This window comes from Kitasatospora sp. MBT66, from assembly GCF_000710405.2.
Lineage (GTDB): Bacteria > Actinomycetota > Actinomycetes > Streptomycetales > Streptomycetaceae > Kitasatospora > Kitasatospora purpeofusca.
The window spans coordinates 136,076-148,912 of sequence record NZ_JAIY01000003.1 but is presented as its reverse complement, the minus strand read 5'-3'; the positions used below and the strand labels follow the sequence as shown (position 1 = coordinate 148,912).

Here is a 12,837-nt window from a genome sequence, read left to right as displayed (position 1 = left end):
CGCCCCGACCGGGCCCCGACCGGGCCCGGGAGCGTCCGGGGAACTCCGCCGCGCGGTACGGTCGGGCGCGTACCGCAGCCGTCGACACAGGAGCCGCGATGGGACCGGACCATGTCTCCGAGGGGTTCTGGGAGGTCCTGGAATCGACCCGACCGCGCCTGTCCGCCCTGGAGGCGTGGCTCGGGTCCCGGCCGCGGGAGGCACTGGAGGCGTTCGCGCTCGCCTACGAGTCCGCGGCGGAGTCGCTGGCCGACTTCTCCGAAGGCGTGAGCGTGGACGGGGAGGTCTGGTCCGAGGACAGCACCGAGGACCTGTGCCTGTGGGTGGTCGGGCAGGGCCGCGGGCTGTGGAGCTCGGTGGTCGAGGGTGACCTGCCACTGGAGGAGGCCGCCCGGATGTACCTGGGGCGTGCTCCGCTGCTTCCGGACGTCGTGACGCCCTGGGACGGGGAGGTCTCGGACCCCGGGCACCGGGGCTACCAGTCTCCCGGGGCCATCGTGCACGGCGTCTACCGGACGCGGTTCGCCGAGGACCTCCATGAACGGCTCGGGGGCAGGTGATCGGGGGCAGGTGATCGGGGACATCTGAGGGGATTGCCCGGGCCGGGCGCCCCGGCCCGGCGGAACCCTCAGTAGTAGCGGCGCAGTTCGGGCCAGAGCGCGGACCACGGCCGGTGCGGTCCCGGGCAGACCAGGACCGGTGCGTGCTGCTCCTCGTTGCGCACACCGTGGCCGTTGTCGACCCGGGCGACCTGGCGGCAGTCGGTGAAGTACCGCTCCACGTCCGGGAATCCCTCCGGGTGGACGAGCAGGACCGGACCGTCCCGGGTGTCCGGCGGCGGCCCCCAGTCGGCGAGGCTCATGTGGCCCGAGTACGGCGCCGGGAGGCCGAGCGCCGGGCCGTAGAGGGCGAGCGCGCCCGCCTCTCCGTAGTTGACGGCGAACACCACGGCCCGGTCGCGGAGTTCGGGCGGGACGGTGCGCCAGCCCGCGGCGGCGGCCGCGGCGAGTTCGGGCCAGCCGATCTGTTCGCCCTGCTCCTGGTAGATCCAGCCGACGGCCGGGGTCAGCCGGGCCGGGAGGAGGGGCAGGGTGATGACCAGGTTCACCGCCGCGCCCAGGGCCAGCGCACCCGCGAACGACCGGATCCGGCGCGGTCCGGCCGCCGTCAGCCGCCGGGCGACCGGTTCGCAGCCGGCCGCCGTCAGCACCAGCAGCGCGGGCAGCGCGTAGTACGGCTTGCCGCCGCTCGCCAGCACCAGCAGGCACAGCAGCGGGTGGACGACCGCGAAGGGCTTCGCCCAGGCGAGTTCGGCGTCCCGGCGCAGCCGCCGGAATCCGGCCAGCCAGACGGGCACCAGGACGGGCGACAGGTAGAGGAACTGCATCGGCACGAGGAGCAGCCGGTTCTCCGCGCCGTCCTGCCCGCTGATGCCGCCGGCGACGGTCAGTTCGGGCCAGCCGTGCGCGGCCTGCCACCACAGGTTCGGCAGCGCGACCGCCGCGGCGACGGCCAGGCCCGCCACCGGCCACCACCCGCGCAGCACCCCGCGCGGCCCGACCAGCAGCACGGCGGGCACGAGCGCGGCGGCCAGCAGCAGGACGAGGTCCTTGTTCAGCAGCGCAACCCCGGTGGCCGCGCCGACGGCGAGCCACCAGCGGCCGTCCCCGGTGCGCAGCAGCCGCAGGGCGAGCAGGCAGACCAGGAGCCAGGCGCACAGGTCGAAGGTGGCGGTGTTGAGCAGGTGCCCGACCGCGAGCACGAACGCCGAGCAGGCCGCGGCACCGGCGGCGAGCAGCTGCGCGGCCCGTCCACCGCCCAACTCCCGCGCCAGCAGGGCCACCAGGACGACGGTGGCGGCGCAGAGCAGGGCGGGCAGGATCCGCAGGCCGATCGGCCCGTCGCCCGGTCCGCCGCCGAACAGCGCCGTGGACACCCGCCCGAGCAGCGGGGTGAGCGGCGGTTGGTCGACATATCCCCAGGCGGGGTGGCGACCGGCGTTCAGGAAGTACAACTCGTCGCGGTGGAAGCCGTACCGGCCCGCCACCGCGATCTGCAGCGTGGCGACCCCGGCCGCGACGGCGGCGACCGGCCCCCGGGCGAACGGCTTCGGCGCGAACAACCCCCGTGTGTTCACGAGGGGAGTGTGACAGTCCCGCGGCGGCGCGGGAAGTCGTCGCGGCCGACTTCCGGTACCGGTCCGGCACCGCTCCGGCACCGGGGGCACCGGGGTCGGCTCAGGACTCCTTCGGGCGGGTGCGGGCGCGCAGGTGGAGGCGTTCGCCCTGCTTGCCGAAGAGGCTCAGGACCTCCACGTCGCCCGTCCCGGTGGAGCCGAACCAGTGCGGGTTCTGGCAGTCGAACTCGGCCGCCTCGCCGGGCGCGAGGACGACGTCGTGCTCGCCGAGCAGCAGCCGGAGGCGGCCGGAGAGCACGTAGAGCCACTCGTGGCCGGTGTGGGTGGCGAGGGTGGGGGTGTGGTGGGCGGCCGGGATCAGGATCTTGAACGCGCGGGGCTCGGTGCGGTGGCGGGAGAGCGGCACGAAGGTCCGCCCGTCGGCCCGGCCCGGGTGCTGGTGCACCCTCGGGTCCTGGACGCGCGGGGCGGCGACGATCTCGTCCAGCGGGACGGCGAGCGCGGCGGCGATGGGCAGCAGGAGTTCGAGGCTCGGTTTGCGCTGCTCGGACTCCAGCCGGGAGAGCGTGCTCTTGGAGATGCCGGTGGCCTGGCTCAGGTCGGCCAGGGACAGGTCCTTGCGCTCGCGCAGCCGGCGCAGCCGGGGGCCGATCTGGCGCAGGGTGGCCGCGATGGCCGGGGCCGAGGCGGCGGCGGCGCCGGCGGGGTCGTCGGCGGCGGAGGCGTGGTCGGGGGCGGGGTCGGAGACGGGGTCGGGGTCGGAGACGGGGTCGGGGGCGGCGGCGGATTCCTGGTCCATACGGACGATCGAACCAGGGCGTCCCGGTTCCGGCAACGCGGTGTCCCGCCGGGGCGGGCGGCCCGGTGCTCCCGGGTGCCCGCCCCGGCGGGACGCCGGGCGCGCGTCGTCAGCCGACGAGCAGCTGGCTGCGCAGGTCGTGCAGGTCCCGCTTGTCCAGGCCCAGGCCGGACTTGAGGTAGGCGTCGAAGGAGCCGAACTTCCGCTGCACCTCGTCGAACCCGGCGGCCAGGTACTCGGACCGGACGTCCAGCAGCGGCTTGTAGATCGCCTGGTAGGCCGGCGGCAGCTGGGCGAGGGTGGCCGCGATCTCGGCGGCGCGGTAGGTGTTGCTGGCGAGGTAGTCGGCCTCGACGGTCCCGCGCGGCACGCCGAGCGCGGTGAGCAGGGCGGCGGAGGCCCAACCGGTGCGGTCCTTGCCGGCGGTGCAGTGGAAGAGCACGTTTTCGTCGTTCCGCTCGACCAGGGCGTTGAGCACCGAGTGGTAGGCGGTGCGGGCGCTGTCGGCGGAGATCATGGTGCGCTCGGCGTCGACCATGGCCTGGACGGCGGCCTGCGGGCTGGTGACGTTGAACGCGCCGGTGTCGGCGACGCCCAGCACATTGGCGTTCACGGCGGTGGCACCGGCCGGGATGCGGTCGGGGGCGGTCTTCTGCTCCCCGGGGGTGCGCAGGTCGAAGACGGTGCGGACGCCGAGGCGGCGGAGCTTGGCGAGGTCCTGGTCCGTCAGCTTGGAGAGGTCGCCGGAGCGGTAGACGACGCCCATCCGCACCCACTGGCCGTCGGCGGTGCGGTAGCCGCCCGCGTCACGGAAGTTCGGCGCGGAGGCGAGGTGCAGCGAGCGGTCGGCGACGACCAGCGGCGCGCCCCGGTCCGGGACCAGCTCGAAGAACCAGCGGTCGGCGGCGGCCAGGCCGGTGACCGTGACCGTGGCGGAGCCCGCGCCCTTGGCGACGGCCTTGCGGTGGCGGATGTCGTCCGCGTCGGTGCCGGCGTAGACGGTGACGTTGCGGGCGCCCGGGGCGGCCCACGTCAGGGTGAAGCTGCCGTCGGCCTGCTGGGTGACGGTGGCCACGGTGAAGGGGATCGCGTGCCGGGCGACGGCCGGGGCAGAGGCCGAGGTGTCGGCGGAGGCGGAACCGGCGGCCGGGGCGGCGACGGCCAGCGCGGGGGTGCCGAGGACGAGGGCACCGGTCAGCGCCACGGCCGCGGTCAGCCGGGTGTGGGAGATGGTCATGGCCCGGCACGCTAGGCAGCGCGGAGTGTCACCCTGTGGCCGCCGGATGGCGTGATGGCAACAACTTGTTGAACGTCCTGGTGAACAGCCCTGCGAGCCTCGCACGAGCCCGGTCGCCGCGGCCGGCCGCCGCGCTGTGATCGAGGTCACCGCGCGACCGGCGGCACCGATCGCCGACCGGCTGTCACATCCGGCGGCACTGCGTCGTCTCCCTCGCGACAACGACGGTCGGGGCCCGGGGGTCCGGACGGTCGGACGCGAACGAGCACGGAGGACGGGGACATGGCACGGCGGATCACCATCATCGGCGGCGGCTTCGGCGGTCTGACGGCGGCAGTCTCGGCGGCGGAGGCCGGCGTCGAGGTGACCTTGCACGAGGCGCACCGGACACTGGGCGGCCGGGCCCGCACCGCCCCGGCGCCGTACCGGACCAACGAAGGCCCGCACGCCTTCTACCGGCGCGGCCCGCACTGGGCCTGGCTGCGGCGGCGCGGGCTGGTCGGACCGCTCGCGAGGGTCCCGCTGACCGCGCTGCCGCGGATGCGCTACCTGCTCGACGGCCGGCTGCGGGCGCTGCCGCCGCTCGCGGTCTCCCGGCTCGCGGCCCGCCGGGACGCGCCCGTCGGCCGGACCTTCCTGGGCTGGGCGACCGAGGTGGCGGGCGAGCGGACCGCGCGGGCGGCCGCCAACTTCGCGGCCGTCGCGACCTTCCACCACGCGCCCGGCCTGCTGTCGGCGGCGTTCACCCAGGAGCGGCTGCACCGGGCCGCGAGCCTGCCGCCGGAGGCCGTCTACCCGGTGGGCGGCTGGCAGTCGGTGATCGACCGGATGGCGGCCCGGGCGCAGGAGCTGGGCGTGCGGATCGAGACGGGTTCGCGACTGGAGGCGCTGCCGACCACCGGCGACCCGGTGATCGTCGCGACCTCCCTGGAGTCGGCGCGCCGGCTGCTCGGCGACCCGGACCTGCGGGGCGAGAGCGGCCGGACGCTGCTGCTCGACGTGGCGCTGCGGTCGCGGCGCGGCGACGCCTTCTTCGTCTCGGACCTCGACGGCACCGGCTGGGTGGAGCGGTTCACCACCCAGGACGCCGGCCTGGCGCCGACCGGCGAACAGCTGGTCCAGGCTCAGCTGCCGCTCGCCCCGGACGAGTCGAGGGAGTCCGGCCTGGCCCGGGCCGAGCACCTGCTGGACCTGGGCTTCAAGGGCTGGTCCGACCGTGTGCGGTGGCGCCGCACCGCCGTGGCCACCGGCCGCACCGGCGCCGTGGACCGCCCCGGGACCACCTGGCGCGACCGTCCCGCCGTCGACCGGGGCGACGGCGTCCACCTGGTCGGCGACCAGGTCGCCGCACCGGGCGTGCTGAGCGAGGTCTCCTTCAGCAGCGCCCTCGAAGCCGTCTCCCTCGCCCTCGGCCACCACCCCGCCCGGCAGTTCACCCACTGAGGCACCTCCCCGCACCGGAGGTCGGACCCGCCGACTTCCGGTGCGGGACCCCCGGAACCCGCCCCGCTACCCCGCGGCCGTGCCGGTGCGCAGCACGGCCTGGTCGCCGTGCGGGCCGAAGAGGTGGAGGATCTCGACCGCCTCGGTGCCCGCGGGGCCGAACCAGTGGGGTTCGGCGGTGTCGAACTCGGCGGCGTCGCCCGGGTGGAGGGTGAGGTCGCGGTCGCCGACGAGGAGGCGGAGCTCGCCCGCGAGGACGTAGAGCCACTCGTAGCCGACGTGGCTGACGAGCCGGGGTTCGCGCGGGGCCAGGACCTGCTTGAAGACCTGCACCCGGCCCGGGTACTGGGTGAGCGGGACGAGGACGCTGCCGGGGTCCCGGTGGCGGGGCCGGAGGTGGAGGCGCGGGTCGCCGGTCGCGGGGGCGGCGATCAGGTGGTCCAGGGCGACGCGGTGGGCGCGGGCGAGCGGAATGAGCAGGTCGAGGGTGGGGCGGCGGTGGCCGGACTCCAGCCGGGAGAGGGTGCTCACCGAGATCCCGGTGATCGCGGCCAGCGCGTCCAGGGTGAGGCCCCGGCCGAGCCGCAGCGCGCGCAGCCGGGGCCCGATGGCGGCCACGATCCCCTGGACGTCGTCGGTCGCGACGGGCGTGGTGTCCGCCTCGACCGGGCGGTCGGGCCCGGCGGGGCGGTCCGGCTCGACGGGGTCGGCGGGGTCGCTGGATCCGGCGGAATCGGCGGAATCGGAGGGGGCGGCGTCCATGGGGGCGATTCTGCCCCGTCCGCCGTTTTGCGGTTTCCGCAAGGACCCTGGGCCGCCGCCCGCCGCCGGTCCGAACATGGCGGTCACCAGCACGACCCGTACCCGTGTTCCGACCGGAAGGCGCCCCATGACCACCTCCCCCGAAACCGCGACCGCGACCACCGCGGCCGCCGCGGCCCCCGCCCCTCCCCCGCTGAGCGCGCGCCGGCGGTGGACCGTGCTCGCGGTCTGCGCGCTGAGCCTGTTCCTGGTCGGCCTGGACACCACGATCGTCAACGTCGGCCTGCCCGCGATCGGGCACGGGCTGGGCGTCGGCACCCGCGACCTGGAATGGATCGTGGACGCCTACACCGTGGTCCTGGCCAGCCTGCTGATCTCGGCCGGGGCGCTCGCGGACCGGTTCGGACGCCGCCGGGTCTTCCAGTGCGGGCTGGTCGTCTTCGGCCTCGCCTCGCTGGTGTGCGCGCTCGCGCCCTCGGCCGGCGCGCTGGTCGCGGCGCGCGCCCTCCAGGGGGTGGGCGCGTCGATGCTCAGCCCGGTGGCGCTGGCGATCGTGGTGAACGCGATGCCCGACCCCCGGGAGCGGGCCCGGGCGATCGGGGTCTGGGCGTCGGTGTTCGGACTGAGCATGGCGGCCGGGCCGGTCACCGGCGGCGCGCTGGTCGCGGCCCTCGGCTGGCGCTCGGTGTTCTGGGTGAACGTGCCGGTGGTGCTGGTGGCCGTGCTGCTGAGCGCCCGCTTCGTGCCGGAATCCCGCGCGCCCCGGGCCCGCCGCCCGGACCTGCCCGGCCAGCTCCTGCTGACCCTCGCGGTGTGCGCGACGGTGGCCGTGCTGATCGAGGGTCCGCGGATCGGGTGGGGCTCGCCCTGGGCGCTCGCCGGGTACGCGGCGGCCGCGGCGGCGACCGCCGGATTCGTGCTCGCCGAACGCGGCCGGGAGGAACCGCTGATGGACCTCGCGCTGTTCCGGCGGCCGGCGTTCAGTACGGCCGCGCTGGGCGCGGTGGCGGTGTTCGTCGCACTGACGGTGACCCTGCTGCTCACCACCTTCCAGCTCCAGCACGCCCGGGGGTGGACGCCGCTGGCCGCCGGGCTGGCCTCGTTGCCGATGGCGCTGGGCGCGACTGTGTGCGCGCCGCTGTCCGGCCTGCTGGTGGGCCGGGGCGGGCCGCGGCGGCCGCTGCTGCTCGCGGCCTGGTCCACCACGGCCGGCGGGGCGCTGCTGCTGGTCCGGGCGTTCCTGGTCGACGACGCCCCGCACGGCGCGGGCGGCCTGTCCGGCGCGGCGGACCTGCCCGGCCTGCTGCTCGCCCTGCTGCTGCTCGGTGTCGGCTTCGGCTTCGCCAACGCGCCGATCACCAACACCGCCGTGGGCGGGCTCCCGGCGGACCGCGCGGGGGTGGCCGGGGCCATCACCTCCACGGCCCGCCAGCTCGGTTCGGCGGTGGGCATCGCGATCGCCGGCGGACTGGTCGCGGGTGCGGCCCCGGACGGCCTCACCGCCGCCTCCCGGACCGGCTGGGTGGTGGTCACGGCCTGCGGCCTGTTCCTGCTCGTGGTCGCCCGCGCCGCCCGCCGCCGCTGAGCACCGCAGCAGGGCACCGCGGCGGCGAACGGGTGCCCGGGGCGGGCGCGGAAAACCCTTCGCGCCCCGTCCGGGGCCCGTGTTACGGTCGATCGTCGAGCCCGGCCCACCGGCCGTTCGAGCTCGCGCGAAGTCCGCTACGGAGACAGGGAAGGTGAATTGTGGTCGCGGTGACAGCCGCTGCGCACGTGCTGCGCGGCACCCGGACTGTTCTCACCTCCCGGGTCCCGGTCTGACGCCCTTCGCTCTCCGGGGCCCCTTCTCCAAGGGACTCCCATGTCTTCTTCCGCTTCCTCGCCCGCTTCCTCCTGGCACACCCGGGTCGAGCAGCCCCACGACCTCCCGGCCGTCCACGAGCTGACGGTCGCCGCCTTCGGGCGGCCGTCCGAGGCCGATCTCGTCGAGGCCCTGCGCGCCGACGAGGCGTGGATCGACGGTCTGTCGATCGTCGCCGCCGCCGGGGCCGGGGCCGACCCGGTCGGCCATGTGCTGCTCACCCGCGCCTTCATCGGCGACACCCCGGCACTCGCGATGGCTCCGGTCTCCGTACACCCCGACCACCAGCGCTCCGGCGCCGGCTCCGCCCTCGTGCGCGCCGGACTCGACGCCGCCCGCGCCCGGGGCGAGCGGTTCGTGATCCTGCTCGGGCACCCGTCCTACTACCCGAGGTTCGGCTTCGGCCGGGCCTCGGAGCACGGCATCACGCTCACCGTCGACGCGCCGGACGAGGCGTGGATGGCCCTGAGCCTGGACCCGGCCCGCCACCCGCTGCCGTCCGGCACGGCCCGCTGGGCCGCCGCCTTCGGCATCGCGTAGCACCTTCCCGGCGGGCCCGGGGGCAACCCCGGGTCCGCTACGCCGGCGGCACCACCGTCAACGGGGTGCCGCCGGTCAGCTCCAGCAGTTCCCCGTACGTCATCGGCACCACGGTGTGCGGGTGCCCGGCGGCCGCCCACAGCAGGGCGTGGCCCGCGAGGGCGGTGTCCACCACCGTGCGCAGCGGCGCGGGGTGGCCGACCGGGGCGACTCCCCCGATGGCCTGGCCGGTGGCCTCCCGGACCTGCGCGGCGCTCGCCCGGGTGATCGGGCCGGTGCCCAGTTCACGGGCGAGATGGCCGGTGTCGACGCGGTGGGCGCCGCTGGTCATCACAAGCAGCGGCGCGCCGTCGCAGATGAACACCAGGCTGTTGGCGATGGCGCCGACCTCGCAGCCCAGGGCCGTGGCGGCCTCGGCGGCGGTGCGGGCGGAGTCCGGCAGGACGCGGACCTCGCCGGGCAGTCCGGCCCCGGCGAGTGCGTCGGCCACCGCCCGGCTGCGGGCGGGCAGGCTGTCGTCGGTCATGGCACCATCCTGCCCCACCCCCACCCCTCCGGACGCCGAGCGGCGAGGCCGCGGATCCGGACGTGATCCCCCGGACGCGAACCCCCGGACGTGATCCCCCGAACGCGAACCCCTGCCGCGAGCCCCGGACATGATCCCCGGGGCTCGAACCCCGGACGTGAACCTCCGCCGGGGGCCCTCCCGTTCTTCCTCCGACGGCCGCTTCCCGGCAACGGGGCGGGCGGAGCCGGCGGACACCGTCCGACCAGCTCCGGAGGGGTGTCGGAACACCACCGGGAGACCCGGTGCGGGCATGAACCGCGTGCTACCGCGATGTTAAGGACTTGTGTGTGCACTGTCCGAAGATCGAACGGGCTTTCACTCCTAACACACCGTATGACTAGTATCGCTTCGTCATAAAGCCCGTGCCCCGGACGGTCCGACCCTCGCAGGCAGACCGGCCAGTCCCAAGGAGTCAGCTCTGCGCGCGCGTGCGAATCGGCGGCCCCCGACGCCGAAGGCCCCCCGCAGGCGTCGACCGCGCCTGTCGCTGCGGACGGCACTGCTCGTCCTGGCCCTCGTCCCCAGCATCGCCCTGGCCGCCCTCTGGGCGGTCACCAGCGGCGTAACCTTCTTCGACTTCCAGCGTCTGGCCGCCCAGGGCCTGCTGGCACAGAAGGCGGGACAGCCGTCCAACATCGTCTACTACAACCTCCAGGAGGAGCGCCGGCTCAGCGCCGAGGCGCTCTCCCGGCCCGGCAGCGTCGCCGACCAGCTGAAGCGCCAGCGCCAGCTGACCGACGAGGCCGTGGAGAAGTTCCAGACCCTGTCCGGCGAGACCGCCGACAGCGCGCCCGCCGAGGTGCGCACGGCCGTCGCCGAGGCCCGGCGCGCGATGGAGAAGCTGGGCGACCAGCGGGCCCTCGTCGACAAGGGCACCGCCGACCAGCAGGGCGTCTACGCGTACTACACCGACCTGATCGCGGTCGACCTGCGCCTGTTCACCGCGCTCAGCCATGTCGACACCGGTGAGGTCACCTGGATCTCCAAGACCCTGGTCAACTCCTTCTGGGCCAAGGAGATGCTGGCCCGCGAGGACGCGATCCTGGCCCGGGGCTGGCCGTCCGGCAAGCTCAGCGCCTCCGACTACCAGCTCGTGCAGCAGGCGATCGGCGCCCAGGAGCACCTGTTCACCGTCCAGGTCGTGCCCTATGTGCCGGCCGACGAGCGGGCCGCCTGGTCCGAGCTGATGAGCGGTCCGGCCTGGCAGGCCAAGGCCGCCGTCGAGCAGGCGCTCACCCGCCCGGCCGTCGCCGACGCCACCGGCACCGTCCGGCTCCCGCAGCTCCAGGACCAGTGGCGGCAGGCCGTCGACCAGGTAAACCCGCAGCTGGTGAAGGTCATCGAGACCCGTACCGAGGGCGTGGTCGAGGTCGGCAAGGGCTCGATCCTCTCGCTGCTCACCCGGGTCGCGCTGACCTCCGTGATCGGTCTGCTCGCGGTGATCGTCGTGGTCCTCGCCAGCTGGCGGCTGACCCGCTCGCTGCGCCGCCGGATCAACGACCTGCACGCCCAGGCCCAGGACATGGAGCACACCCTGCCCGAGGTGGTGGAGCGGCTGTCGCGCGGCGAGCAGGTGGACGTCGAGGCGGAGAGCCGGGCGATCACCGCCGGGGCGCACGCCCGCGGCGGCGACGAGCTGGCGCAGCTCGGCCAGGCCATGAACCTCGCCCGCACCTCCGCGCTGGGGGCCGCCGTCCGGCAGGCCGAGCAGCACCGGGGCTTCGAGCGGCTGCTCCAGCGGATCGCCCGCCGCACCCAGCTGCTGATCGGTCAGCAGCTGCGCAAGCTGGACGCCCTGGAGCGGCGGCACGAGGACCCGGAGGTGCTGGAGGGCCTGTTCGACCTCGACCACCTGACCGCCCGCCTGCGCCGCTACGAGGAGAACCTGGTCATCATGGCCGGCGGCCAGCCGCAGCGGAAGTGGCGCAAGCCGGTGCCGCTGCTGGACGTGCTGCGCGCCGCGCAGGGCGAGGTCCAGGAGTACCGCCGGATCGTGCTGGACGTCGAGGGCCACCCGTGGCTCTCCGAGCGCGCGGTCGGCCCGATCGCGCACGTGGTCGCCGAGCTGATGGAGAACGCGGCGAGCTTCTCCAAGCCGCCGACGCCGGTCGACGTCCGGGCGGCCGTGGTCGGCCGCGGGCTCGCGATCGAGATCGAGGACCGCGGCCTGGGCATGGAACCCGAGCAGTACGACACGGCCAACGCCCTGATGGCCGCCGCGCTCGCGGACGAGCCGCCCCGGACGGACATGCTGGCGCGCGGCGACGACATCCGCCTCGGCTTCCACGTGGTGGCCCGGCTGGCGTCGGCGATCGGCCTGCAGATCGAGTTCCGCCCGTCGGCGTTCGGCGGGACCAGGGTGGTCGTGCTCGTCCCCGGCGAGCTGATCCTCGACGGCGACTCCGGCCTGCCGGACCACGCGGCGGTCAAGCCGATCCCGCTCGCCCGGCGGCAGCGGCCGGCGGACCGGGCCCAGGCGGCCGTGCCGCTCGCCTCGGTGACCGAGATGCCTTCCCCGGCGTCCCCGGCCCCGGCCACGACGGAGACCGTGCCGGCGGCGGACACCACGACCTCCTCGGCGGTCGTCGCGGTGGACGAGGAGGAGGAGCGCGCGGCCCACGCGGACGCCGCCCCGCACCCCGACCGGCCCGGCGGCGACTGGTTCTCCCCCGGCAGCGCCCCCGTCGTCACCCCCGGCGCGGCCTCCGGCGCCCAGGCGCCCTCCCAGGCCCAGGCGTTCGGGTACGTCGAGTACGTGCCCCCGTCGGACGACGAACTCCTCGGCGCCCCGGTCCGGATCGACTTCGGGAAGCCGGACGACTTCGGGACCCAGGACGGCTTCCCGGAGCACGGTGCCTTCCCCGGGCAGGACGCCTTCGGCGCCCGCGACCTCTTCGGCGGGCCCGACTCGGACGCCTACGGCGGACCCGACGCCTTCGACGGCCGCGACGGCGCCTTCCCCGGCATCGGGGCGGACGGGTACCTGCACCCGTCGGCCGAGCACGGCCAGCCGGTCGAGCACGGTTCGCCGGCCCCCGCCGACGGCGGCCACGGCTACGACGGGCAGCCCTACGACGCCTCCCCCCGCTCCGCCGGGGACGCCCCTCCCGCCTACCCGGACATCGCCTACGCGACGGTGATGCCCGCCGAGGCGCCGTACGCCGACGAGCAGTACCGGCCCGCCGACCACTACCGGCTGGCGGAGCGGCGGCAGCACGACGGGCAGCCGGCGCACCCGCTCCCCGGGTCCGCCGTCGCACCGGCCGACCCCCCGGCCGACGCCCCGGGCGCCCCGACCGGCGGTCTCCAGCCGCCGCTGCCCCAGCGGGTGCGCCAGGCCAGCCTGGCCGCCGAGCTGCGCGTCCCGCCGCCGCCCCGCACCCCGTACCCCGGGGCCGGGACGGGCACCGGCTTCGGACCCGGCTTCGGCGACGCGACCGGCGGCGCACCCGGGTCCGGCCCCGCCGAGGGCCCGTTCCCGCGCCCGCCG

At 75.7% G+C, this 12,837-nt stretch carries 10 protein-coding genes; 5 read left to right on the top strand and 5 right to left on the bottom strand.

The features are described from left to right. Positions 1-98 precede the first annotated feature (98 nt). Positions 99-560, top strand: a complete 462-nt coding sequence (locus tag BI06_RS02670; protein ID WP_043464771.1) for a hypothetical protein — start codon at positions 99-101, stop codon at positions 558-560. A 68-nt stretch (positions 561-628) separates the two neighbouring features. On the opposite strand, the gene BI06_RS02665 is transcribed toward BI06_RS02670, so the two are convergent. From BI06_RS02665 to BI06_RS02655, 3 genes are all read right to left on the bottom strand, one after another. Then, a complete protein-coding gene (locus BI06_RS02665; RefSeq protein ID WP_043464768.1) occupies positions 629-2,137 on the bottom strand; it encodes a glycosyltransferase family 39 protein in 1,509 nt (502 codons plus the stop codon). Positions 2,138-2,237: 100 nt separating this feature from the next. Continuing rightward, positions 2,238-2,936 carry a helix-turn-helix domain-containing protein gene (locus tag BI06_RS02660; RefSeq protein ID WP_082558216.1) on the bottom strand — a complete coding sequence of 233 codons (699 nt, stop codon included), beginning with the start codon at positions 2,934-2,936 and terminating at the stop codon, positions 2,238-2,240. A gap of 109 nt (positions 2,937-3,045) precedes the next feature. Beyond that, positions 3,046-4,173 carry a tyrosine-protein phosphatase gene (locus tag BI06_RS02655; RefSeq protein ID WP_051740150.1) on the bottom strand — a complete coding sequence of 376 codons (1,128 nt, stop codon included), beginning with the start codon at positions 4,171-4,173 and terminating at the stop codon, positions 3,046-3,048. Positions 4,174-4,455: 282 nt separating this feature from the next. Here BI06_RS02655 and BI06_RS02650 point away from each other — a divergent pair, with 282 nt between their 5' ends. Then, positions 4,456-5,616: an NAD(P)-binding protein gene (locus BI06_RS02650; RefSeq protein ID WP_043464765.1), complete on the top strand. Its 1,161-nt coding sequence runs from the start codon at positions 4,456-4,458 to the stop codon at positions 5,614-5,616. Between the two features lie 66 nt (positions 5,617-5,682). On the opposite strand, the gene BI06_RS02645 is transcribed toward BI06_RS02650, so the two are convergent. After that, complete coding sequence (locus tag BI06_RS02645; RefSeq protein ID WP_082558215.1) at positions 5,683-6,378, bottom strand: helix-turn-helix domain-containing protein; 696 nt, start codon at positions 6,376-6,378, stop codon at positions 5,683-5,685. Between the two features lie 127 nt (positions 6,379-6,505). Between BI06_RS02645 and BI06_RS02640 the strand changes: the two genes are divergently transcribed. Both BI06_RS02640 and BI06_RS02635 read left to right on the top strand, forming a co-directional pair. After that, complete coding sequence (locus BI06_RS02640; protein WP_078879630.1) at positions 6,506-7,963, top strand: MFS transporter; 1,458 nt, start codon at positions 6,506-6,508, stop codon at positions 7,961-7,963. Positions 7,964-8,239: 276 nt separating this feature from the next. Next, positions 8,240-8,779: a GNAT family N-acetyltransferase gene (locus BI06_RS02635; RefSeq protein WP_043464763.1), complete on the top strand. Its 540-nt coding sequence runs from the start codon at positions 8,240-8,242 to the stop codon at positions 8,777-8,779. 37 nt (positions 8,780-8,816) lie between these two features. Here BI06_RS02635 and BI06_RS02630 read toward each other — a convergent pair whose 3' ends face one another. Next, positions 8,817-9,305 carry a YbaK/EbsC family protein gene (locus BI06_RS02630; protein ID WP_043464760.1) on the bottom strand — a complete coding sequence of 163 codons (489 nt, stop codon included), beginning with the start codon at positions 9,303-9,305 and terminating at the stop codon, positions 8,817-8,819. Positions 9,306-9,828: 523 nt separating this feature from the next. On the opposite strand from BI06_RS02630, the gene BI06_RS50220 reads away from it, so the two are divergent. Further along, positions 9,829-12,837, top strand: a 3,009-nt coding sequence (locus tag BI06_RS50220) for a nitrate- and nitrite sensing domain-containing protein (RefSeq protein WP_082558311.1), incomplete at its 3' end; no start/stop codon positions are given.